Source organism: Shewanella sp. 4t3-1-2LB (assembly GCF_017368415.1).
Classification (GTDB): Bacteria; Pseudomonadota; Gammaproteobacteria; order Enterobacterales; family Shewanellaceae; genus Shewanella; species Shewanella fodinae.
In genome coordinates, this window is record NZ_JAFNJD010000015.1 from 14684 (window position 1) to 39298 (window position 24615).

20 protein-coding genes are annotated in these 24615 nt (G+C 49.7%); 10 read left to right on the plus strand and 10 right to left on the minus strand.

The window, feature by feature from the left end; translation table 11 throughout:
- Positions 1–12: 12 nt before the first annotated feature.
- The 5 genes from J3L11_RS07515 to J3L11_RS07535 form a co-directional block, all read right to left on the minus strand.
- Complete coding sequence (locus J3L11_RS07515) at positions 13–2445, minus strand: glycogen/starch/alpha-glucan phosphorylase (protein ID WP_242695140.1); 2433 nt, start codon at positions 2443–2445, stop codon at positions 13–15.
- 125 nt (positions 2446–2570) lie between these two features.
- The gene (gene glgX / locus J3L11_RS07520) at positions 2571–4784 is read right to left on the minus strand and encodes a glycogen debranching protein GlgX (RefSeq protein WP_207570631.1); all 2214 of its coding nucleotides are present in this window, start codon (positions 4782–4784) and stop codon (positions 2571–2573) included.
- Entirely contained in the window at positions 4784–7063 is a 2280-nt protein-coding gene (gene glgB / locus J3L11_RS07525; protein WP_207570632.1) for a 1,4-alpha-glucan branching protein GlgB, read from the minus strand. The genes glgX and glgB overlap by 1 nt, the downstream gene beginning before the upstream one ends.
- A 19-nt stretch (positions 7064–7082) precedes the next feature.
- Entirely contained in the window at positions 7083–9251 is a 2169-nt protein-coding gene (gene malQ / locus J3L11_RS07530) for a 4-alpha-glucanotransferase (protein ID WP_207570633.1), read from the minus strand.
- A gap of 360 nt (positions 9252–9611) precedes the next feature.
- Positions 9612–10106, minus strand: coding sequence for a MarR family transcriptional regulator (locus J3L11_RS07535; protein WP_189617144.1), 495 nt, complete (start codon positions 10104–10106; stop codon positions 9612–9614).
- 320 nt (positions 10107–10426) lie between these two features.
- Between J3L11_RS07535 and yiaY the strand changes: the two genes are divergently transcribed.
- The 5 genes from yiaY to J3L11_RS07560 all read left to right on the plus strand — a co-directional run bounded on the left by yiaY (position 10427) and on the right by J3L11_RS07560 (position 14298).
- Positions 10427–11575 carry an L-threonine dehydrogenase gene (gene yiaY, locus J3L11_RS07540; protein WP_133040388.1) on the plus strand — a complete coding sequence of 383 codons (1149 nt, stop codon included), beginning with the start codon at positions 10427–10429 and terminating at the stop codon, positions 11573–11575.
- 123 nt (positions 11576–11698) lie between these two features.
- Positions 11699–11926 (plus strand): hypothetical protein, encoded by a 228-nt coding sequence (locus tag J3L11_RS07545; RefSeq protein ID WP_189617145.1) that lies wholly within the window; start codon positions 11699–11701, stop codon positions 11924–11926.
- A 42-nt stretch (positions 11927–11968) separates the two neighbouring features.
- Complete coding sequence (locus J3L11_RS07550) at positions 11969–12640, plus strand: DUF2461 domain-containing protein (protein ID WP_189617146.1); 672 nt, start codon at positions 11969–11971, stop codon at positions 12638–12640.
- Between the two features lie 59 nt (positions 12641–12699).
- A complete protein-coding gene (locus J3L11_RS07555) occupies positions 12700–13977 on the plus strand; it encodes an RsmB/NOP family class I SAM-dependent RNA methyltransferase (protein ID WP_207570634.1) in 1278 nt (425 codons plus the stop codon).
- A gap of 153 nt (positions 13978–14130) precedes the next feature.
- Positions 14131–14298 carry a small highly charged protein gene (locus J3L11_RS07560; RefSeq protein WP_133039776.1) on the plus strand — a complete coding sequence of 56 codons (168 nt, stop codon included), beginning with the start codon at positions 14131–14133 and terminating at the stop codon, positions 14296–14298.
- A 100-nt stretch (positions 14299–14398) separates the two neighbouring features.
- Here the strand turns inward: J3L11_RS07560 and J3L11_RS07565 are convergent, their stop codons facing one another.
- Entirely contained in the window at positions 14399–14737 is a 339-nt protein-coding gene (locus tag J3L11_RS07565) for a P-II family nitrogen regulator (RefSeq protein WP_133039775.1), read from the minus strand.
- A 227-nt stretch (positions 14738–14964) separates the two neighbouring features.
- On the opposite strand from J3L11_RS07565, the gene J3L11_RS07570 reads away from it, so the two are divergent.
- Together J3L11_RS07570 and J3L11_RS07575 are read left to right on the plus strand one after the other, a co-directional pair.
- Positions 14965–15480 (plus strand): GspH/FimT family pseudopilin, encoded by a 516-nt coding sequence (locus J3L11_RS07570; protein WP_189617148.1) that lies wholly within the window; start codon positions 14965–14967, stop codon positions 15478–15480.
- Between the two features lie 90 nt (positions 15481–15570).
- Positions 15571–16056, plus strand: a complete 486-nt coding sequence (locus tag J3L11_RS07575) for a GspH/FimT family pseudopilin (protein ID WP_207570635.1) — start codon at positions 15571–15573, stop codon at positions 16054–16056.
- 53 nt (positions 16057–16109) lie between these two features.
- On the opposite strand, the gene J3L11_RS07580 is transcribed toward J3L11_RS07575, so the two are convergent.
- Positions 16110–17462 (minus strand): NCS2 family permease, encoded by a 1353-nt coding sequence (locus J3L11_RS07580; RefSeq protein WP_189617150.1) that lies wholly within the window; start codon positions 17460–17462, stop codon positions 16110–16112.
- 317 nt (positions 17463–17779) lie between these two features.
- Between J3L11_RS07580 and J3L11_RS07585 the strand changes: the two genes are divergently transcribed.
- The gene (locus tag J3L11_RS07585) at positions 17780–18145 is read left to right on the plus strand and encodes a PilZ domain-containing protein (RefSeq protein ID WP_133039771.1); all 366 of its coding nucleotides are present in this window, start codon (positions 17780–17782) and stop codon (positions 18143–18145) included.
- A gap of 9 nt (positions 18146–18154) precedes the next feature.
- Here J3L11_RS07585 and radA read toward each other — a convergent pair whose 3' ends face one another.
- A complete protein-coding gene (gene radA, locus J3L11_RS07590; RefSeq protein WP_207570636.1) occupies positions 18155–19519 on the minus strand; it encodes a DNA repair protein RadA in 1365 nt (454 codons plus the stop codon).
- 151 nt (positions 19520–19670) lie between these two features.
- Here radA and J3L11_RS07595 point away from each other — a divergent pair, with 151 nt between their 5' ends.
- Positions 19671–22028: a PilZ domain-containing protein gene (locus J3L11_RS07595; protein WP_207570637.1), complete on the plus strand. Its 2358-nt coding sequence runs from the start codon at positions 19671–19673 to the stop codon at positions 22026–22028.
- Positions 22029–22034: 6 nt separating this feature from the next.
- On the opposite strand, the gene serB is transcribed toward J3L11_RS07595, so the two are convergent.
- Positions 22035–23009 carry a phosphoserine phosphatase SerB gene (serB, locus tag J3L11_RS07600; protein WP_207570638.1) on the minus strand — a complete coding sequence of 325 codons (975 nt, stop codon included), beginning with the start codon at positions 23007–23009 and terminating at the stop codon, positions 22035–22037.
- A 79-nt stretch (positions 23010–23088) separates the two neighbouring features.
- Here serB and J3L11_RS07605 point away from each other — a divergent pair, with 79 nt between their 5' ends.
- Positions 23089–23784 carry an AhpA/YtjB family protein gene (locus tag J3L11_RS07605; protein ID WP_133039767.1) on the plus strand — a complete coding sequence of 232 codons (696 nt, stop codon included), beginning with the start codon at positions 23089–23091 and terminating at the stop codon, positions 23782–23784.
- 54 nt (positions 23785–23838) lie between these two features.
- Here the strand turns inward: J3L11_RS07605 and deoD are convergent, their stop codons facing one another.
- Positions 23839–24549: a purine-nucleoside phosphorylase gene (deoD, locus tag J3L11_RS07610; protein WP_189617155.1), complete on the minus strand. Its 711-nt coding sequence runs from the start codon at positions 24547–24549 to the stop codon at positions 23839–23841.
- Positions 24550–24615: the final 66 nt, after the last annotated feature.

Sequence of the window (24615 nt, forward strand, 5' to 3'; positions counted from 1 at the left end):
AAAAAAGGCCCGTTAACGCGCCTTCCAAATATGATCCCGGTAGCCAGCAATCGTGACATCACTGGAAAACCGACCACTGGCAGCAGTATTACGAATACTCATGGCGGTCCATCGCTGCCAGTCCTGATAAGCTTTTGCCACTTCAAGTTGTGCTAGTCGCAAAGATTCAAAATCTGCTGCCAACATCCACGGATCAGTAGGCGATTCGATAGCGGCCACAATCGGCGCAAAAATCTCCGGTTCTTGCAGGTTAAAATGGCCACTTTTCAGCAGTGCCATCACCCCTGTTAGCGCTTCTGATGCCGCAATATATTCCCATGGGCGGTAATGCCCCTTTAACTCCTCCACCGATGGCGCATTAAGCCCAAATAGGAAAAAGTTGTCTTCCCCCACCTCTTCCAACATCTCAATATTGGCGCCATCTAAAGTCCCGAGAGTCAATGCACCATTCATCATAAATTTCATGTTGCCAGTACCGGACGCTTCTTTACCGGCAGTGGAAATCTGTTCCGACAGATCGGTACCGGGACAGATGGTTTCCATAGCGCTAACGTTATAGTCGGGCAAAAAGGCAAATCGCAGCCATGGTTTGGCGCGGTGGTCACTGTTGATCATATGCGCCACGTTGTTGGCTAACTTGATAATAAGTTTAGCCATGGCATAGCCAGGCGCCGCTTTACCCCCGATTAAGACACAACGGGGTTGCATTCCGTGAGTGTCACCAGTGAGCACTCGTTGGTACAGATGAATCACATGCAAAATATTCAGTAACTGACGTTTATATTCATGGATACGTTTCACCTGTACATCAAACAACATGCCGGTATCAAATTCCACCCGGCAACGCTCAGCCACCAGCGTTGCCAGCTTCTGCTTGTTATGCTGTTTAACGCGACGCCATTCCTCAACAAAAGCATGATCCTGGGTGTAAGCATTGAGTGCCGATAACTTGCTAAGGTCGGTTACCCAGTCATGTCCTAAACGACTACTGATCAGTTGGGCTAGCGCTGGATTACAGTACGCCAGCCATCGGCGCGGTGTCACACCGTTAGTACGATTGTTGAATTTATGTGGCCATAATTCGTGGAAATTATGAAACAACCCTGAAGTCAGTAGTTGCGTGTGCAGCGCCGCCACACCATTGACGGAAAAACTCGCCACAATCGCCAGATAAGCCATGCGGATGTGGGGTTCTGGTCCCTCTTCAATGATCGACATGTCTCGCAATTTGCTGACATCTCCAGGCCAGCGATGTGCCACTTCATCAAGATAGCGGGCATTGATTTCATAGACGATTTCAAGAATACGCGGCAGCATGTGAGCAAACATGCGTACCGGCCAGCGCTCTAACGCTTCAGGCAATAAAGTGTGGTTGGTATAAGCCAAACAACGGCTGACAATCTGCCAGGCCGGGTCCCATTCCAGTTCATAAACATCCACCAGTAGCCGCATCAACTCCGGCACAGCAATGGCGGGATGGGTATCGTTTAACTGGATCGCGTTAAACTTGGGAAATTCAGTAAAATCCATGCCATGCAGCTGCACCCAGTTACGCAACAGGTCCTGCAGGCTGGCTGAAGACAGAAAATACTGCTGCCGCAACCGCAATTCTTTACCGTTTTCGCTGCTGTCATTGGGATACAGCACCATAGTGATCTGCTCTGCCTGGTTTTTGGCAGCTACCGCCTCGGTATAATCGCCCTGATTAAACTCGGCCAGATCAAATTCATTGGTAGCTTCGGCTTTCCACAGACGCAAAGTATTGACCCGGCCGTTGCGATAACCGGGAACCGGCACATCATATGCCACCGCCAGTACATCCTGAGTATCAAGCCACAATATATGACGCCGCCCCCGCAGATCCACATAACTCTGGGTTCGGCCACCAAAATGCACCGTCACATTGTGCTGCGGAACCCGGACTTCCCACGGATTACCATCGCGCAGCCAGCGGTCCGGTTGTTCCACCTGATAGCCATCCACAATCTTCTGTAAAAACATGCCATATTCGTAACGGATGCCATAACCCGTCACCGCTAGCCCTAATGTAGCGCAGCTATCGAGAAAACAGGCGGCCAGCCGTCCCAGACCACCATTTCCTAATCCGGCATCATGTTCCTGTTGCTCCAGCGTCTCCAGTCTAACGGCATATTCCTGCAAGACGGTGCGGCACTCATCAGTCAATTCCAAATTCAGCAAGGCATTACCGAGTGTGCGCCCCATGAGAAATTCCAGTGACAGGTAAGCCACATGCTTTTTGTGTTGCTGCAAATCCTGCCTACGGGTGTCACGCCAGTTATCCAACAACTGTTCTTTGACACTGAGCGCTAGCGCATGAAACATCGCTTCCGAATTTTGCTCATCCCAGCACAGGTCATAACGCAACTGTCTGGCAAATGCGGCTTTCAGTGAATCACAAGGTTCGCAGGGTTCATGGGCCGGCATTTTGGCCTGGCTGGCAACGGTACTTTGTTGACCTTGGCTACGTCCTTTGGCGGTGCGGCGGGCCGGGGTTTTCGAGGTGTCGCTCATGTTTCCTCCTGGTTGGATGCTGCAAACGTCAAATGCGATTAATTAGTAGCGGGGATAATGGCCTTAAATAACAGCAGGCTATGCGATATCAACAACTGCTGCTGACCGGGTTTTCGTGGCGTGCTGTCTTGCGGTGCCCCATCGGCAGTCGCGCTGCTCAACAACGGCTGCCAACGGGCGGCAAGGCTGGTTTTGGGAATGGTAAAAGCGTGTTGGTCGTCACCGGCATGCAGCAACAACAGCAACATTTCCGGCTGCCCGTTGTCATTCTCACCTTTGAGCAACATCTGTAAGCTGCGACAATGGCCTTCCGCCCAATGCACTCGACTCATCGCCTCACCGCGGGCATCAAACCACGCTAAGGCCTGTGGTGCCAAAAGATCATCTGTATGGATATAAGCCGAGCAGTAAAACACTGAGGATTGACGCCGAATATCAATCAATCGCCGACAGAAGCGCTGCAACGCGTGACTGTGTTCATCATCACGCCAGTCAATCCATCCCAGCGGATTATCCTGACAATAGGCATTGTTGTTACCTTGCTGGCTATTACCCTGCTCATCACCAGCCAGTAGCATAGGCACTCCCTGCGATAACAGCAAAGTGGCCAAAATATTACGACACTGGCGCGCCCTTAATGCTTGGATTTGTGGATCATCGCTGTGACCTTCCACGCCAAAATTACAACTGAAATTCTCGTGATGACCATCGCGATTATCTTCACCATTGGCTTCATTATGGCGCTGTTCGTAACTCACTAAATCACGGAGTGTGAATCCATCATGGCTACTGATAAAGTTGATAGAGCTACAAGGGCCTCGTCCTGAGTGCTCAAATAGATCACCGGAGCCGTGTAACCGCTTGGCCAGTTCCGGCAGCATGCCGTAATCGCCACGCCAAAAACGGCGAATAGTATCGCGATAACGGTCATTCCACTCAGAAAACACCAACGGAAACTGTCCTAACTGATAGCCGCCTGGTCCAATGTCCCAGGGTTCAGCAATCAGCATAACGCCGCTGAGCACCGGGTCTTGCATCAGTGCATCGAAAAAACCACTGCCACGATCAAACCCCTGCGGCTCCCGCCCTAGACAGGTGGCCAGATCAAATCTAAAACCATCAACGCCCATGACCGACACCCAATAGCGCAACGAATCCATCACCAACTGCAACACCCGCGGGTGACTGATATTGAGGCAATTACCACAACCAGTATCATTGATATAAAAACGTTTATCATTGGGGTGCAGCCGATAATAACTGGCATTATCGATGCCACGAAAACTGTAATGGGGTCCAAGCCGACTGCCTTCTGCGGTATGGTTATAAACTACGTCCAGCACCACGCGAATATCATGCTGATGCAGGGCATCGACCATCTGCTTAAACTCCTGAATGCCATCAGCCGTTGCACAATAGCTCGGATGGGGCGCAAAAAAGCCAATACTGTTATAGCCCCAGTAGTTAGTCATACCTTTATCGGTCAAGAAAGGTTCGGAAAAAAAACTCTGTATCGGCAATAGCTCTACACAGGTAACGCCTAGGGATTTCAAATAACGAATAGCAACATCGCTGCCCAATCCGGCAAACGTGCCACGCAGATGTTCAGCCAGTTCAGGTAAACGGGCACTGAAGCCTTTAAGATGCATCTCATAAATCACCTCATAGCTCAGTGGCCGCGGCAATATCCGCGTCCCATTAAAAGATTGATCTTCCACCACGACTGAACGCGGCATAGCCCAAGCGTTATCACAGCTATTGGGAAGGGAATCGTCGCCAATGCCACCGTCAGCACTGACTTTTTTGGCACCATCTCGTTCAAGTTCTGGCAATTCTAGCTGGCATTCGTCATCGAGAGGCCTGCCGGATGCGTCAACTCTGGCATAGCCAAGATGCCAGGGGCCAGGTTGCAATGTTCCAGCAATCCAACGGCTATAGGGATCCAGTAGCAACTTGTTCGGATTAAAGCGGTGCCCAAGATGTGGCTGGTAGGGGCCGTCGATCCGATAACCGTAGAACATACCCGGTTCGGCCCCGGCTAGAAAACCACACCAAATCTGTTGGCGCTGCTGTGGTAATGAGTAACGACCAACCTCCTGCCAGTGTCCTCCGGTTTCAGTGCGGAAGATACATAGCTCGACCTGCGTCGCATGCGCTGAAAATAAGGCAAAATTCACCCCCAACACTTGACCGTCAGCATCTCTGACAACCTGACTACCAAGCGGGTAAGGTTGACCACTGAGCATCTGCATCAGTCACTCTCCTGCCATTGAAAATACACAGTCGCCAGTGGTGGAAGGCTGATCATGGCACTATGCTGCATCCCCTGCCAAGGCACGGCTTCGGCGTTAATGCCGCCACCATTTCCCACATCACTGCCACCATAAAAATGGCTGTCACTGTTGAGCAGCTCCCGATAATGTCCGGCCTTGGGCAAACCGATACGATAACCATGGTGTACTGTTGGGGTAAAATTACACACCGTCACCAAAGCATTGCCATGATCATCAAACCGGCAAAAGGCCAGCACACTGTCGGCCGCATCGGTACAATCCAGCCAAGCAAAGCCACTGCCTTCACCATCACGCTGCCACAGTGCCGGACACTGCCGATAACATTGGTTAAGATCAGTTACCCATTGCTGTAACTGCTGATGCGGCGCATATTGCAATAGATGCCAGTCAAGACTGTAGTCATGCTGCCACTCATGCCGTTGGGCAAATTCATTGCCCATGAATAACAACTGTTTGCCTGGATGCGCCCACATGAAACCATAGTAAGCCCGCAATGTAGCGAATTTTTGCCAATCATCGCCGGGGATTTTCTCTATTAGGGAGCGTTTACCGTGCACCACCTCATCATGGCTCAGTGACAAAATGAATTCTTCAGTGTAGGCATACACCAGAGAAAAGGTCATCTCATGATGATGAAAACTGCGGTGAATAGGATCGCGGCTGATATAGCTGAGGGTGTCATGCATCCAGCCCATATTCCACTTAAAGCCAAACCCGAGCCCTCCGGAGCCAACATCGCGGCTGACACCGCCCCAAGCCGTAGACTCTTCGGCGATCATCATAATGCCGGGATAACGAGAGTAGAGCCTGGTATTGAGATCCTGCAGCAAAGCGATGGCATCCAGATTTTCACGACCGCCATACTGATTGGGAGCCCATTCACCCGCTTTGCGACTGTAGTCCAAATATAACATCGAAGACACCGCATCCAGCCGCAGGCCATCAATATGGAACTCCTGTAACCAGTAACAGGCATTGCTCAACAGGAAACTCTGTACTTCCTTACGTCCATAGTTGTATATCAAGGTGTCCCAGTCTGGGTGACTGCCGCGCCGAGGATCTTCATGTTCATACAGACAGGTGCCGTCAAAACGTGCTAAACCGTGCGGATCTTTCGGGAAATGTGCTGGCACCCAATCCAATATCACGCCAATGCCCGCCTGATGAAAAGCATCAATCAATGCCTTCAGCGCCGCAGCATTACCAAAGCGATAGGTTGGCGCATATAAACCCACCGGTTGATAACCCCAGGAACCATCAAAGGGATATTCACTCAGCGGCATGAATTCTACATGGGTGAATCCCAGCGCCGACACATAAGGCACTAACTGGGCAATCAGCTCCTCATAGTTCAGATATTCACGGCCATCAGCACCTTTACGCCGCCAAGATCCTAAATGGACTTCGTAAATACTGATGGGGGCCTTGTGCCAAGCAATCTGGCTGCGCCCATGCATCCAGCTTTCATCTCCCCAGGACCATGTTTCAGCAAAAGGCACTCGTGAGGCATTGTGAGGCGGTGGCTCCATTGCTCTGGCAAACGGGTCGGCTTTCTGCTGCCACTCGCCAGTTGCGGTTTGAATGGCATACTTGTAGTACTCACCCCCTTGCAGACCTGGAATAAAAATTTCCCAGAGCCCAGAACCTGGATGGAAACGCATACTGTGGCGACGCTGATCCCAACAGTTAAAATCTGCAACTACTGACACCGCTTTTGCATTAGGCGCCCAAACACAAAACAACACCCCGTCAAGACCATCATTCTGACGCCAATTAGCACCGAGGAACTGCCAAGCCTGTTGCTGGCGACCTTCACAAAACAGGTAGATATCCCGTTCATCTAGGATAGATGGCGCAGCATAAGGATCATCCAATAATACTTGCGCCTCGGGATAGTGCACTTGTAACTGATAGGCAAAAGGTGTGGTCCGTCGTCCAAGCTTACCGACAAACAGCGGTTCGGCACCTGCAACTGGTAATAACTGCGCGACCTTATTGCCGGATTTGCGATCAATAACGAATACATCAGTAGCGCTAGGCAACACGGCTCTGACAACCAAGGCTGATTTGCCTTCCAATACAATTTGGTGCATCCCCAACCAACTGAAAGCATCACCATGATAACCTTGCGCCAGCGCCTTACAGGTTGCTGTATCACCGCAAATACCACTAGCACCATCACCTTGAGCGACGGAGGCCGAGCGTTGATTGGATTGAGCGGATGGTTGCGGTTTCATCAGCAAGTTCTCCTGTCAGTTAATTGCGAGGGGTATTTCTGGCGTCAGCAACGGTATCGATGGTCTGCCCAAAGAGTGCGTGTTGTGACAGTTGTTCCACCGGCAATGAATAACGTCGACGCCAGTTCGGGTACTCGCGACTGGTGCCAGGAATATTTACGGCATCTTCTTCTGCCAGCAGGTCTGCCAGTGCTAAGCTGAACAGCTCACTGTTGCCAGCAGCAACCGCACCCGCCCAGATGGGCAACAGTGTGGCAAAATCAACATCCACAGTAAGCTGGCAGCCGGTCATATCCTGTATCCAATGCAGCAGCCCCTGCCGCTTATGGTCTCGACGTTGCTGCGCCTGCTGTAACTCTACTGCGGAATACAGTTTGAGTTGCTGACGCTGCAGCAGATCCTTTCCCTGCCACCACGCTGCCATCGTCGGTACATCATGATTAGCCAACATCATCAGTGCATGCGGCTTGTATTCCGATGGCGGTTTGAATCCGGCATACTGCGGCAAACGCGGTTCGTCAACACAGAAGTAAAACAGCTCATTGGAAAAAATACCGCCACGATACATCGGCTCAATAATCTCCGTAGGAACTAATCCCAAGTCTTCGCCTATCACCATGCAAGCCGCCCGCTGACTCTCCAGCAACAAAATCGCCATCAAACACTCGAACGGATAGTACACATAAGTTCCACCATGCTGAGTGCCACCAGCAGCTACCTCCGGCCACCACCAAAGTCGAAACAACCCCATCATGTGGTCAATACGCAAGGCACCGCAATGCCGCATATTGCTACGCAGCAAAGCGATAAAATGCCCAAAACTTGCCTGCCGTAATCCGATGGGATCCAGCGGCGTTAACCCCCAATTCTGCCCCTGCGGGGCGAATGGATCAGGTGGCGCTCCGATACTGGCATAAGTACAAAATTGGTTTGGATGCTGGCGAACTTCAGCGCCAGCACCAATGGCACCCACAGCTAAATCTCGTACTAACCCGATAGCCATGCCGAGTTCCTGTGTTAATGCCTGGCAATGGGCCAGTTGCTCTTCAGCAACAAATTGCAGATACAGATAGAAGTCGGGATTTTTTAACCACGGCGCCGTTACTTGCTGTGCCTGTGTCCTGGCATAAAACTGCAGATCCTCACCGTTATCGTCGATGAAGCGTGCATAAGCCTGTTGCCGAGGGTGATGCGATGGGTAACCTTTAAAAACCTTAAACAACGCCTTCAATTCGGCGACTTTTACCTTAAACGCCGCCGCATAATCTATCCACAGACTACCGTTGTTATTAGCAGGCATTTTTTGCGGTAATGCAGCTTGCCAGTCATCGTGGCAGGCTTCTGGGCACATCGAGGTGCTGATGTATAGAGGATGCAACCGTCTTCGGTCATAAGGGCTGTAGGGACTGGCGGCCTCGGAATCTTGTAATGGAAGAGCGTGCAAGGGGTTGAGTTGAATAAAATCCGCCCCTTTGGCGGCCATTAAACGGATAAATTCGCTCAATACCCGAAAATCACCAATTTTCGCGGGGATCCCGCTACGACGGCTATCACTTGGTTGCTTAGACCAGAGTGAAAACAGCTGCACACTCACCCCCCAGGGCTTACGCGACAACTGCTGTGGTAGCTCAGCACCATAACTGCGTCTGGGCACCAGCATCCAGATACCCTCGCACCAAGCGTTATTCATGCCATCAGGACAGTCTGCTGCGGAGATTTTTATCTGGTGATAACCCGCGCTCAGTGCCGATAACTGCTCAGTTGGCAGGTATTCCGCTAGCCGTAGCTCACGCTCCTGATACAGACGGTTATCGGTGTAATAATCACCAACCACTGGCAACGGAGGAACGACAAAGGTCAGCTCGGTAGCAATGCCATTTTCGGTACAAAGGTTCAGCGTGAGCGCACCGGTATAAGCTTGTGGACAACGCACTCGGATAGAAGGGGCGTCGACGTAGCTCCATTGAAAAGGCTGAAGAAAATTATGCCACGGTGCGGCATCAAGTAAATTAATGCGTTGTGTCACCCAATCTGCAGTAAGCGGCTCACCAGCCACGGGTAACTCCGCGTGGCACATTGCCCGCAGGATCGCTTCCCGATCGGCAGCAGGGGTGGTGTGGTAATGGCTATCGCAGTCCACAAAGCCATTACCTACTCCCTGTAAGTACAGCAACTTCTCCAGATCCATCAACGCACTCCCTGTTTGTTGGTTGGCTAGTAGTCAATTATTGAGCAGTTACCATGCCAGAAGCAAATCCATCGCCTGCAGCATCACAGTAACGTGCTGCAGCATGATCTAACACGTTTAAAATCAAATAACTATTACAGTGACATGACAAATTGCCTGTGACTGATGGTTTATCGGCTTTGCGTAGACAGATGAGCTGTTGGTGCAAAAATGTGCAACTGTTCACCAAAGCGGTGCATATGGCGGTGAAGTATCCACCAAAGTAACTATGGGTTTTTATTGTTAATTCAGAGTATTGAGAGTGGAGTCTTTACATTAGGGAAAATAATGTCCAGATTGCAGCAACGCTTGTACCAAAAATTACCGCGACGATTCATCATCCTCATGTGACAGGATCTGCCCGACCAAGAGCATAGGTGCGGCATCTAATTTCTCAGCATCCATCATATTTGCAATACGTTCCACCGCCGATAACAACTGGCTTTGCTCCCACTCTTCCAACAACTGATAGCGTTTTATGAAATGCTCCTGCAGCGGTTTGGGCGCAGATTGCAGCAATATCTGACCTGCATCACTCAGTAACAAATGGACCTTACGCTTGTCCTCGACACTGCGCTGGCGGATCACTAACCCTTTAGCTTCCAGTCGATCCAGAATGGTCGTCACCGTGGCAGGACTGAGGTTAATTTCCGCCGCCACCTGCTTTGCCAGAGGCGTTCCCAGTAAGGCAATTTTCTGCATAACAATCAACTGTGGGCCAGTCAGCCCCGAATGCTTACTGAGCTGTTTAGAATGCAGATCAATGGCCCGAATGATCTTACGCAATGAAATCAGCAACTGTTCATATTTTTCCATTTTGCTTCCATTTGATTAGGCCAGGATTGAGATGTACACGAAGACAACCACGTCATGATAACAAATCCCTTTGATAGCGACAGAGAATTACAACGGGAGAGCGCCTCAGACTGTACAGAGAACTATACTTTGTATGTAGTGGAACCGAGTGTTATTGTTTCACATTTATCTAATAAAGATATTGAATAACAATAAGGGATTATTGTCGTAAATTTATTCAATTATCTGAACTGTAAGCCTATTTCATTTACATTAGATTTTTCTTGTGTTAAGTATGCTTACACATCCAATCGCCCAAAAAAACACTAGGAGGTGTACAAATGGCTGCGAAATTTTTCATCCCGTCAGTCAACGTACTGGGTCAAGGCGCCGTGGATGACGCCATTAATGATATAAAAACTCTCGGATTCAAACATGCGCTGATTGTGACCGATAAACCACTGGTCAGCATAGGCATTGTTGGCTCTATCGCTGAAAAACTGGGGCAAGTCGGGCTATCAGTGACAGTGTACGATGGCGTGCATCCCAATCCTACCGTGTCAAATGTAGAGGCGGGTCTGAAACTACTGCGGGAAAATGACTGTGACTGTGTAATTTCACTGGGTGGCGGTTCACCACACGATTGCGCGAAGGGGATTGCGTTAGTCGCAGCCAATGGTGGTGCTATCGGTGATTACGAGGGGCTGGATCGGTCGTCTAAACCGCAGCTACCACTGATTGCCATCAATACCACCGCTGGTACTGCCAGTGAAATGACCCGTTTCTGCATCATCACTGATGAAACCCGTCACATCAAAATGGCCATTGTTGATAAACATGTGACGCCGCTGCTATCGGTAAACGATCCGCAACTGATGCTGAAGAAGCCCCGGGGTTTGACAGCAGCAACGGGTATGGACGCACTTACCCACGCAGTTGAAGCCTATGTCTCCACAGCCGCCACCCCCATTACCGATGCCTGTGCCATAAAAGCCATGGAGCTTATTCGTGACAACCTGCGCACTGCCGTTGCTCACGGCGATGACATAGAAGCGCGCGAGCAGATGGCCTATGCAGAGTTCCTCGCGGGCATGGCTTTCAACAATGCCAGTCTCGGTTATGTCCACGCAATGGCGCATCAGTTAGGCGGTTTCTATGATCTGCCACACGGGGTTTGTAACGCGCTACTGCTGCCATTCGTGCAGGAATACAATGCACAGGTTGCTGCGCCGCGTTTAAAAGATGTTGCCAAGGCATTGGGAATTGATGTTAGCGCCATGAATGATGCTACTGGTGCACAGGCGGCTATTGATGCTATCAAGAAATTGGCGGCAGATGTTGGTATTCCGGCTAATCTCACTAGCATCGGTGTTAAGGCTGAAGATATTCCTGTGCTGGCAACTAATGCACTGAAAGACGCTTGTGGTTTGACCAACCCGAAACAGGCCTCACACGAAGAAATCTGCCAGATATTCAGAAACGCTATGTAATTTAGCAAGTTATAAAAAGCCTCGTACGATTACGAGGCTTTTTTATAACTTGGTCACAGGCGTTTGAAGCCTATCCATAAAGCAGATTATAATCGCGACTTTAGTGGATGACGGCATACGACTATGGACACGCAGGACTTTAGTGAACTCAACCGCCGCAGTGCAACCTCCTTCCATGAGCAAAAACAGCTAATTAAAAACCTGTTGGCAGGTCGCATGGTGTTATGTCGCCATTGCGGCCAACAATTGCAGGCCCAATTACCCGTGGCGGGTGAAAACAGTGTTGGCTACATTCGCTGTAACCGAGGTTGTACCGACATAGAGCTGGAAGCCGCAGTTCCCAAGCGCTGAATGGCGATTGATACTCCCCCTAATGATGTCAAGGAAGGGACCATGTTTACTCAAGGCTGTTTTGATTTTCTTGCTGCGTTGCAGCTTAACAATGATCGTGCTTGGTTTAAGGCTAATCAGCATCAATATGAAGCATTAGTACGCACGCCGGCGTTGCAATTTATTGAACAGATGCAACCTCATGTATTTGCCCTTTCTCCGAGACTCACCGCTGTAGCCAAAAAAGTTGGCGGTAGCCTCATGCGTCCACAGCGAGATACCCGCTTTAGTCATGATAAAGCGCCTTATAAATCCAATGTGGGGATCCAGTTTCGCCATTTTCAAGGGAAAGATGTTCACGCCCCCGGGTTGTATGTACATCTTGCCAACGATGGCTGCTTTATCGCCGCTGGGATTTGGCACCCAGAATCGCCGATTCTCAGTAAAATCCGTGCCTGTATTGATGAAAATCCCAACGGCTACAAAAAGGCGCTCTCGGACCTCAATAACGGCGGATTTTACCTTGATGGTGACAGTCTGCAACGCCCGCCTAAAGGCTACGATAAGCAACATCCGTTAATTAACGAACTAAAACGTAAGGATTTTATTGCAGTAAAAACAGTCCCACTCAGTGCAATCATTGCGGATGATTTTGTGGAGTACTGTCACCAACAGCTGCAACACACGCAGAGACTGATGGCTTATCTGTGTTTTGCGTTGGAGCTCGACTACTGACGCGTTGACGCCCGGCATCTGTTACACTTGGCGCCAGTTATTTCCAACGCTTTTACGTCATGACTCCTGTTGAAAAACACGCGGACAGTTACGCACAAACGATCCGTTTATTATTTACTGACATCCTGCAGTCTAAGCACAGTGCTGATCGGGTCGTCGCCAGTTATTTCCGCCTCAATAAAAAACATGGTGGCCGAGATCGACGCATCATTCGTGAGACACTGTTTGCGCTGTTTCGCTGGTACGGCTGGCTAAAACGCCTACCAGCAGCCAATGAAGAACAGCGGTGGTTTCGGCAACTCGCCGTTTGTGGGTTACTGGAGCAACATTCCTGGCAACCCACGCTAGAAGCCTGGCAACAGCGAGCAGGGTTATTACCACATGTCGCTACACCTTGGCAGCAATTAACGGAAGCCACTGAACAGTTACAGCTGTGGTTTGCTGGCAGTGATTTTCCTGCTCAGGCGCTGGTGCCAGAATGGTTATGGGCACAATTGCCTGAACTCAGCGAACATCAAAAAATACAGCTATTGCAAAGCCTTAGCTCTCGACCACCATTATGGTTAAGAGTGCAACGACTGCCGACAGCACAAGCCATTCAGTCCTTGGAAGCCGCTGGGTTATCTGTTAAAGCATCAACATTCTTTGACAATGCAATCAGCCTAGGTCATCAGAGCATCAACTTGAATGAATTGCCGTTCTATAAAGCAGGTTACCTAGAAGTGCAGGACTTGGCATCGCAAGTCATTGGGCATATCTGCGCGCCGACAGCAACTGAACATTGGTGGGATGCCTGCTGTGGTGCTGGCGGCAAAAGCCTGCAACTGGCATCACAAATGCAGAACCGTGGCCGTATTGTGGCATCGGATATTCGTCAACATGCGCTGCTGGAACTGCAAAAGCGCGCCAGTCGCGCTCAATTTGACATCATCAGTACAGCACTGTGGCAATCTGATCACCTCCCCGTTGCCCAAGAAAAGTTTGATGGCGTATTGGTAGATGCGCCGTGCAGTTGCACCGGGACTTGGCGTCGTAACCCCGATATGCGCTGGCTTGATGATGTGACTGCTGTAACCGACAAACCCTCACTGCAACTAGATATTCTGCAGCGGGCCAGTGCCGCGGTGAAAACCGGGGGTAAGCTGGTGTATGCCACCTGTTCCTTAGCACACGCAGAGAATCGAGCCGTTGTAGACAGATTCCTTAGCAATAACCCGGATTTTCGACTGCAGATGCTGCAACATCCGTTTACCGGGGAAAGGACAGAATATTTGACCGTATGGCCGTTTGATGCCGATACAGATGGCATGTTTGTTGTCCGCATGTGCCGTCAATAACGCAAATAACCGAGTCTACTTCGCTCCGGGATGATAACGACTGTTGTTAAATAATTTTTACCAATACACATTAAATATTTCGCTTTAGCTTGACAGGCCCTTTAGGTAAAAAGGAAGTGTGCGACGTTTATGCACATTTTCTGGAACAGGACCATGTCAAACCCAAATGAATTTGATGATGATGACTCTCAATGGGGAGAGCATCTGCGTAACAAACAACGCAATAGCAAGCGCGTAAAACAACGTCGTCGTGACACCAAACGCCGTTATTACGATGAAACTCCCGAAGTGGACTTCTATAAGGAAGACAAGTGGAAATGATGCCGCTAAGCTACTGTTAAACTTTGGTACATGGCCCGCATTGAAGGGACAGAACATAACAAAGGGTGGTCAAAAAAGACCACCCTTGTTTTTTGGTAAACTACACGGCTTCTTCGTTCTCTTCACCGGTACGAATACGAATTACCCGTTCTACTTCAGTCACAAAAATTTTGCCGTCGCCGATTTTGCCGGTACGTGCAACATCCACAATCACATCCAGCGCCTGTTCCAACAAATCGTCTTGGATCACCAGCTCAATTTTGACTTTAGGCAGGAAGTCCACCATATACTCAGCACCGCGGTATAATTCTGTATGGCCTTTCTGACGCCCAAACCCTTTAACCTCCAACACCGTCATCCCTGTAATGCCAATCTCCGCCAAAGCTTCACGGACATCATCAAGTTTGAAAGGCTTGATTATGGCTTCTACTTTTTTCATCAGGCACTCCTTCATGACCTAAATACCACTGTCTTGTCGCGCTAGCTTATCACGCTCCGCAGCCCTGCGAAACCAACAGCCAAAGACGATAATTTACTATAAAAAAGCTAATCATTTATTAGCTAATGATCTAAAAGCGCCACAGCATTCACACCTGCAGGCGACTACACTTGAGACAGATAACGGTTTCGCAGGATGCGAGATCGCCGCGGCAAAAGGAGTTGCTTATGAAGCGCCAAGTCTACAGCGGCTTCACCTTGGTGGAGCTGATCATTACTTTACTGGTATTCACAATATTGCTTGGCATTGCGGTGCCTTCACTCGCCGATCTACAGCGGCAATATCGTACTGACTCCGCTATTCGCCAGTTGCAGCAGTTACTGGCGTTCGCCCGGAACCAAGCGATCAGCTACCGTTCACGGGTAACAGTGTGCCATCTTGAAGACAATCGCTGTCAAGATGGTAATTGGCAACCCGGCATCAGTATTTTTATCGATCGTAATGGTAATCAGCAGTTAGACAGTGATGAGCGATTATTGCTGGAGTCAGGGCCATTTCATTCCCAGGACAGCATTTTTTATAATCGCGCGACGGTGCGTTTTTTAGCTGACGGTCTCGCCAGTGGCAGCAATGGCACTCTGAGCTATTGTCCAGATAAAACTGTAGAGGATGGTCAGAGTATCGTCGTTAATCAAGCGGGTAGAACTCGTCGCAGTACCGATAACGTTAAATGTGATGATTAATCATCCATTAAGGATTACGGCGATTTCTGCTGACATTCAACACTTGAACGCCCTATACTTAAAATTCACGATTCAATAACAGGGTGTCACATGTCAGGCAAGTATCGCGGGTTTACCTTGGTAGAGTTAATGGTGACCGTTGCCGTGGCAGCCATTCTGCTTTCGGTAGGCGTACCATCACTGAAATCGCTCTATGATGGTTACCGGGTACGTTCCGAAATCAGCCGTATCGAGCAACTATTGGCCTTTGCCCGCAACCAAGCAGTCAGTTATGGCATGACAGTGTCTGTCTGTGCTTATGCCAGTGATGGCGTATGCGGCAGCGATTGGCGTAACGGCATTCTGGTATATGCTGTGGACCCTGATGGGAACAACAAAACCTTAAAAGTCGTTGATGGATTTAACAGTGGCGACTCGGTGAAAGGGATAGATGTCTCGTTTCGCGCTGATGGCTTAAGCAGCGGAGCCGCAACTTTCATATATTGTACCGATAGCAGCAGTGTTAATTCCCGCAGTATCACTGTCAGTACTTCAGGAATGATAAAATACGGGGCCGATGGCCTTAGTTGTTCCTGAATCAAGGCATCGTCTGAGAAAAAAGCGGCATATGCCGCTTTTTTCTTGGTCGGTCAGATAGCCCAACCACCCATGTAAAACACTACCAAGCCGATAGCGATTAGTAATACACCCGGCTTGATTTTCCGCCATTCACCACTACAGATCCGGCCAATGACCAAGGTTGCAAAACCCAACATAATACCGGTAACAATATTGCTGGAAAGCACAATAAACACCGCACAAGTGAGACCTGCCATCGCGTCAACTTTGTCGTCAAAATCCAGTTTGGTGACGTTTGCGAGCATTAACAACCCCACGTACATCAACGCTGGCGCAGTGGCATAAGCCGGCACCAGATAAGACAGTGGTGCGAGAAAAATTAGCAGTAAAAATAACGCGCCAACCAGGGTCGCACTCAGACCCGTTTTGCCACCAGCTGCAGTTCCAGCCGCAGATTCGATATATACCGCCGCGGGAGCGCCCCCCACCAGACCCGCAAACATACTGCTGACCGAATCGGATGTCAGCGCCTTGCCACCATTGATGATATTGTCGTCTTTATCCAACAGATTAGCCTGCCCCGCCACTGCTCGAATTGTCCCGGTGGCATCAAAAATCGCGGTCATTACCAGCGCCAGCACTATTGGCAACACCACGGGATTCAGAGCCCCCATAATATCTAGCTTGCCAAACAAGCTGTGTTCTGAGGTCAAATCCGGTAACGCAAACAAACCACTATATTTCACAGCGGGGTCAAACAATAAGCCAAACACCGATAATGCAATGATCACCAACAGAATACCGCCCGGCACTCGGCGTTTTTCCAAACCTATGGTGGCGGCTAAGCCCACGATGGTAGCAATAACTGGCAAGCTGTTAACATCGCCCAGTTTCACCGGCAAACCGCCGCCACTATTGCCGACAATCAAACTGACATTATTGGCGGCAATTAACAATAAAAACAAACCAATACCAATACCTGTCCCATGCGCGATACCGCGAGGCAGATTGGTCAGTACCCATTGCCGAATACCGGTAACACTCACCAGAGTGAACACTACCCCCATCAGGAATATGGCACCCAGCGTCACGGGTATCGACATATGCTGCCCCAACACCAGACTAAATGCGGTAAATGCGGTCAGCGAAATCGCACAGCCGATGGCCATCGGCAAATTCGCCCATAACCCCATCAACAGTGAGCCAAAGGCAGCGATCAAACAGGTGGCAATAAACACAGCGCCTGGATCAAATCCCGCCTTGCCAAGCATTGATGGCACCACGATGACTGAGTAAACCATTGCCAGAAACGTGGTCAGACCAGCGATCAATTCGCCGCGTACACTGCTGCCACGTTGCTGAATACAAAAATAGCGCTCTAGCCATGATGCGGTTACAGCATTATTGGTGTTAGATGACTGCATAGAAGTTACCTTGTTCTTAAAATAGGGTACTTAACATCCCGCTGGAACTAGCAGAATACCTGTAAATGACGTCATAACAGGCGACCAGCGGTAATATTGGACGCGCGATCATAAAACAATTCCCGCACGACTGCGATAACCGAATGAAGAACTGTGCGGTAGCTGGCAACTGTGGTGTGAACAGGCAATAACTAACGCATAATTGCACGTATAAAGCACACATTCTGAGCAACAGTGATACAAAAATGAAAAGACAGATGCTAAGCGCTGAAAATCTGTCTACAATTTAGGCAACTTAAGGACAATGCAGGCATCTGATGGAAGACAAGCGCAAATTTTCGCGAGTGCTGTTTGAAACACCGGCCCAATTGCGAACTGAAACAAAAATCTGGAATACCAGACTAGTGGATCTGTGTCTCAATGGCGCGATGGTACAATTACCTGATGATTTCGAGCCATCGCCGTCATTGATCCTCAGCTTTCGTCTGCCGGCCTCTGATATTGAAGTCAGCATGCTTGCCGAACCGGTATACCGTAAACGCAGTTACCTAGGGCTTAAGTGCGCTTTTATTGATGTAGACAGCATTACCCACCTGCGGCGGTTGTTAGAGCTCAACACTGGTGATGCCTCACAACTGCATCGAGAATTGGACCAATTTATCAAGGAGCACGACAACTCCTGAGCCACTCCGTTATAGCGCCGTCAGCGCTTCACTGAGCTTGCTGACACCGATAATTTCCATCCCTGACGGCGCTTTTTTGGGAGCATTGGCAATAGGCACAATGGCACGGCGAAAACCGTGTTTAGCCGCTTCAACCAAACGCTCCTGGCCATTGGGAACCGGCCGGATTTCACCGGATAACCCCACTTCGCCAAACACCACTAAATCCCGCGGTAATACTTCGCCGCGAAAACTGGATAACATTGCCAGCAACAAGGTTAAATCGGCGCTGGTTTCTGTCACTTTGACACCACCAACCACGTTTACAAACACATCTTGATCGGCCATCTGCAAACCGCCATGACGATGCATCACCGCTAACAACATCGCCAGACGGTTGCTGTCCATTCCCACCGCCACACGTCTGGGGTTGGCTAACGCAGAATGATCCACCAACACCTGTAATTCCACCAGCAGCGGCCGGGTACCTTCCCACACCACCATCACCAGTGAGCCGGATGCGGCCTCATCGGCACGCGACAAAAAGATGGCTGAGGGATTTGCCACTTCCCGCAAGCCACGTTCAGTCATGGCAAACACGCCGAGTTCATTGATTGCACCAAAGCGGTTTTTATGGGAACGCAGCGTTCGATATCGGCTATCGCTATCGCCTTCGAACATAACTGAACAGTCGATACAGTGTTCTAGTACTTTCGGTCCGGCGAGACTGCCATCTTTGGTCACGTGTCCCACCATGATAATGGCGATATTATGTTGCTTGGCAAAACGGGTTAGAAACGCTGCTGACTCACGGACTTGGGCAACACTGCCGGGCGAAGATTGCACATCACTGATATGCATTACTTGGATGGAGTCAATGACGATAATTTTCGGTTGCTCACGCAAGGCAACTTCACAAATGGTATCGACATTGGTTTCCGACAGCATTTTCAGCTTACCAGTTGGTAACCCAAGTCGTTTGGCGCGCATAGCAACTTGTTGTAGCGATTCTTCACCAGTGACATATAACGCCGGGAGCGTTTCTGCCAACTGGCACAAGGTCTGCAGCAGTAAGGTACTTTTACCGGCCCCAGGATGACCGCCAATCAAAATGGCGCTACCGGCAACAATCCCACCGCCCAGCACCCGGTCAAACTCGGCAAAACCGCTGGCAATACGCGGCACTTCGTTAAGATCTATCTGATCTAGAGTTTTAACTTCACTGCTGCCAGCACCGGCGTATCCACTGAAACTGCCGCTACGCGCCGCAGTTGCCGCCCCCAATCGCACTTCAGTAATGGTGTTCCATTCCTGACACGCACTACACTGACCCTGCCAACGGGGATAATCCTGACCGCATTCGGTACAGACATAAGCTGTTTTATTTTTCGCCATACGCAATGGAATCTTGGGGTAATTTGAATAAAAATAAATAAAATAACTGCCCTTTCAACACGATAACTGGCATTTTACATTCAGTTACCGCCGCGGCAGCCGACATACAATATACAGGATCCGCAGTTTAGCATCTTTTACGAGTGAATAGATGAGTGCAGACGCCCACAGTCTCCTGATTGAGCAGTTAAAACCGCTGATGATGGAGCCCAACTTTGATGACGTATTTGAGCAGATGACCGAAGGAGAATCGAGTTCCAGTCGCTTTCTGCTGAAAATGGAAATCAGCCGCCTTGCCAATCCTTGCCTGCGGATTATCGACCTACGCGATAAATCTGAATTGCCCTGTACTGAAGTCATATACGGTGAACAACACCACTATCTGGATGAACCCGCCAAGCAGGTGTTCCAGAACGCACTAGCGCTATATCGCAATCAGTACACTATGGGTGTATACGAAGAAGTGATGCAGGCACATCAGCTGCGACGTCAACAAAAAGAGCCCAGCAAAGTGGAGTCAGTGTCAACGCTGGTGCCAGGCATCATTCTAGGCAACTACATTCGCCGTACTGAAGAGCGAATGAATTACAGCATTAAAATTCTGGTGTCACAGCCGGGACAACGGGAAATCGTCGGTAACACGCTGGATCTCTCAGTCAGCGGTGCCCGTATTCGGTTACCACTGAAACATGGCTTTGATCTGCAGCAACCATTAACGGTTAAGTTGCAGGAACTGGGAGACGAATTCTATTTTGCCGATCTGCAGCAGGGTGTCGATTATCAAGTGGTCGATGCCGATGATGAAGGTGAAAACTGCTTGATGCGGCTAAAACGTGTCAGCGGCTCTGAGCAGTTGTCACAGATGTTGTCTGATCTTATTCAGGGTTACAAATTCCGTTACAAAGTCGATATCAACGATGTCATGGTAAATGCCAGTGGCCTGGGATTTGAGCGCTACTATTTGCCTCATTATCCGCATCTGCCGTTGTTCATCAGCGACAATCAACAACAGCCAGAAATCAGTACCATTTTACTTAGCAGTGATAATCAGGAATTACTGCACTATTTTCTTGACGAAAACGATGTCAACCAATTGCCAACGATCCTGCACAGCCAAAGGCTGCAGGCGCTGATTGATCATCCTGCTGACGATAGTCACAGCCTCCTTTATTGCTTCACTTACAACGCTAAAGGTCGGCTGTTTTTTTATGCGGCAACCTTGGCAGAATTACAAGCATCTGGGCTGATATCGCTGTTTTTCCATTATGGTGCGGCCAAATCCAGCTGGAAAGTTTGTCGACTGTCGCTGGATATGCTCGATCATCAGCAGCCCCATAAATCTTCAGCACTGCCGGGAGATGACGTTAACTATAGCCCGCTGACTGAACAGCAACTGGTTCAATATCGTTGTCTGGTACAGCTAATAGACCTCACCGACCAAGTCGCTGCGATGCAATATCAGCAGTGGCAATCAGCATTGCACATCAACGATCTGAAGTGTTTTGGCATGACAAAAACGCCTCGGAATACGGTAAAACTAGCGGCGCTGAACTTTAGTGAACGCCGCAGAGAAGCGCGTTTTGCGTTCAAAACACTAGTCACTATCCATCAGGATGGTGAACAATTGACAGCAATGACCCACGATATTTCCAGCCGAGGTCTGCAACTGCACTTGGAGCATCCTCATAAGCTCGACACCAGTAAAGAACTGCTGCTCAGTTTTCCCAAACTCCAGGAATTGTCCACCAAAATTAAACTGCAGGAGTTGCCTTACCGGGTAGTGCATAGCCGCAAAAACGGCACTACTTTACATCTAGCAGCGGTTGTTGGACACACGCCACATACAGGGGTGGAGTTTCTTAATCGCTTAATTATCCGTAACCGTGAAAAACTGCAGCAACTGACGGACAACAATCAGCAAGCCAAAGAGTTAGCCGATGGTCTGAAAAATCAACTGATACGCCATCTGCACGCCGTACCTTTCATGTTAGAAAAAACCGCTAAATCATTTCGTATGGCCTGTATCGGGATTGGCATGCAACGTGACCTGATCAGCGATCTTTTTACACGTGAGCAAGGTAATCGGTTGTTATTTGATTTAGGCCCGATTCTAAACGATGGACGCCTGAAACTGGATTTTGTCGAACCAGTGCGGCAGATGAAACCTCAAGACAATGTTGACAGTTTTGAGCTGTATGCTGTTGTTAGTACTAGCGGCCATCCGCAAATTCTCAGCTGTAAACGGGCCGAAGACATGGCAAACGCTGAGGCACTTTCCGATTTCATCCAGCAATCGGACTATATTGGCCGCTTTATGGCGCTCAAAGTCTATCGTGGCGCTACAGGTAAACCGGATTTTAGCTACCTGCAACGCGAACTGGATTACATCAAAGTCCATGCTAAACATCGGGCACAAAAGTTGGAACAACAGCTATGGCGGATCATTGGCGTTGGTGAACTGCTAGATATTACTGCGGAAGTGCGGATGCGGCTGCCGCCCAAAAACTAATAACCATCAACCTCTGGCCTGCAAAAAAAACGGCAAGGTCTCTAATCCAAGATGGCGGATCCTAGCATCCGCTACTGCTGCCAATTTGGGTTTGGCATGATAAGCCAAGCCAAAATCGGCACAGCAGATCATCGGAATATCATTGGCACCGTCACCGATGGCCACTTTCTGACCGTCAGCTATCTGCCAACGTGTGGCACTTTCGGTAACCACAGCGGCTTTAAATGCAGCATCCACCACTTTTCCTGTCACTTCACCCACAAATTTGCCATCTTGGAGTACTAACTCATTGGCGTAAGCGGCGTCCAGTGCCAATAACTGTTTCAGATGGTTGACGAATGGTGTAAAACCACCAGACGCCACCACAGTACGCCAACCATGTTGCTGCAGTTCGGCAATCATCGATGCTAGCCCTGGCGTTAATGGCAGCCGTTCACACAACTGTTCAATAATGGCGGTGTCTGCACCTTTCAGTTTGGCCACCCGCGCCCGCAAACTCTGCTCAAAATCCAGTTCACCCTGCATGGCCAACTCAGTCACTGCGGCAACCTGTGCCCCTACCCCTGCCGCTGCCGCCAACTCATCGATACACTCTACCTGGATAGCGGTAGAGTCCATATCCATGACCAAAAGTCCTGGCTGGGTCAACTCAGGCAGGATGTCAGTCGGCTGCAATAGTAACCACTCTAGCGCTGCATCCTCCGTCAACACGTCGAGCAATGCAGCTTCCGGTGGTGTGGTCAGTAGCAATTCTAACCCCAGTAACGGCTGCTGCCGCTGCAGACAGACTAACGCAGCGATTGGGAAAGCGCTTAATTGCGCCAACACCTCAGCTTCCACCGCGGCAGGAAATACCAAACGTAAACGCCACTGATGGCGGTGGTCACCTTCCACCGCAGCGGGCCATGACTGTTGCTGGAAGCGATAGGTGTCACTGTTATTGGCTGAGGAACGGGTCAAGTGGCTAAACGCTGGCAGCATACGGTAAGTTTCTCCGGCTATCGGGGCTGACGATAATCGATTATGATTAACGCTAAACCTCTGGGTATTAAGGTACAAAGTGTTACTGTTCAAGGGGCTAAAGACTACCCACACCTTTATCAGACTGCTGCAGATTGCGTTAGCAATAACACTGATCGTTGGGCTGGTACAGTTGTGGCAGACCAGCCTACTACAAGGCCAGCTTTTGCTAAAGTCCCAGACTGAAAAGATGGCCAGATTATTGGTACAACAAACGGCTTACGGCGCAGCACCCGCATTACAGTTACAGAATGATGAGCAATTACAATGGCTCACCACTGCGCTGGTAGAAGACCCCAAAGTAATGGCCGCCACAATCTACAGCGAGGCAGGTCAGCGACTATCTTTTGCCCAAGATATCACCGAAGAGCAAGTAGACCCGGATAGCGATGAACTGGAAAATCTATTGGCCCCTTATCCGCCCTACGTAGAGAGCGTGGTACAGGATGGGAAAAATCTTGGGTTTATCGAAGTTCGGTTAGATCCCAAACTATTTTTTAACGAGATCAAAGCGGCCCACGAACAAAACATGAAGCAGCAACAGATTATGCTGTTGGTCGCCGGGGTTATCGGTATGCTGTTGTCGCGGGCATTATCCTTCAAGCGCGCTGACTTTGACAGGCGTCGCACCCGAGTCAAGCGCCGGCGAAAAGCACTAAAGCAGCTTGCTACAACGGCTGAAACCATCCGCAATGCGGCAGAGTCTGCCACCACCAACAACGCCACACTCAAATAACCACAAAGGAGCTCGTAGGCTCCTTTGTAATATTGTACGCAATTGACGCTAGAGTTACAGCGCTAGCACCGCTTCCAGTGTCATAGTGATCATGTCATTGAAGGTGGTTTGCCGCTCTTCAGAAGTGGTCACTTCACCAGTGCGGATATGGTCTGATACCGTTACCACACACAACGCCCGCGCCCCAAACTCTTTTGCCACACCGTACAGGCCGGCCGCTTCCATTTCGACGCCCAGAACGCCCATTTTCTCCATCACATCGAACATATCCGGTTCTGGAGAGTAGAACAGATCAGCCGAGAACACATTGCCAACCCGTACCTTGATGTTCTGTGCTTTGGCGGCATTTACCACGGCAGTCAGCAGTTCATAATCGGCGATAGCAGCAAAGTCTTTATCTTTGAAACGCATGCGGTTAACCCGTGAATCGGTGCAGGCCCCCATTCCAATCACCACGTCGCGAACCTTGATATCACGGCTGATTGCACCACAGGTACCGACACGGATCAGGTTTTTAACACCGTAATCCTTGATAAGTTCAGTGGCATAGATAGAACATGAAGGGATGCCCATGCCAGACCCCATCACAGAGACTTTCTTACCTTTGTAAGTACCGGTAAAACCCAGCATATTGCGCACGTCTGTCACTTGCTCAACATTTTCCAGGAAAGTCTCAGCAATATATTTGGCACGTAGCGGATCGCCTGGGAACAGCACGGTTTCCGCGAATGCGCCGTCTACTGCATTGATGTGTGGTGTTGCCATGAAAAAATAACCCCTTTGGTTCAAAAATAAATTCGTTATGCTCCGCACAACCATAGCGGAGTTGCA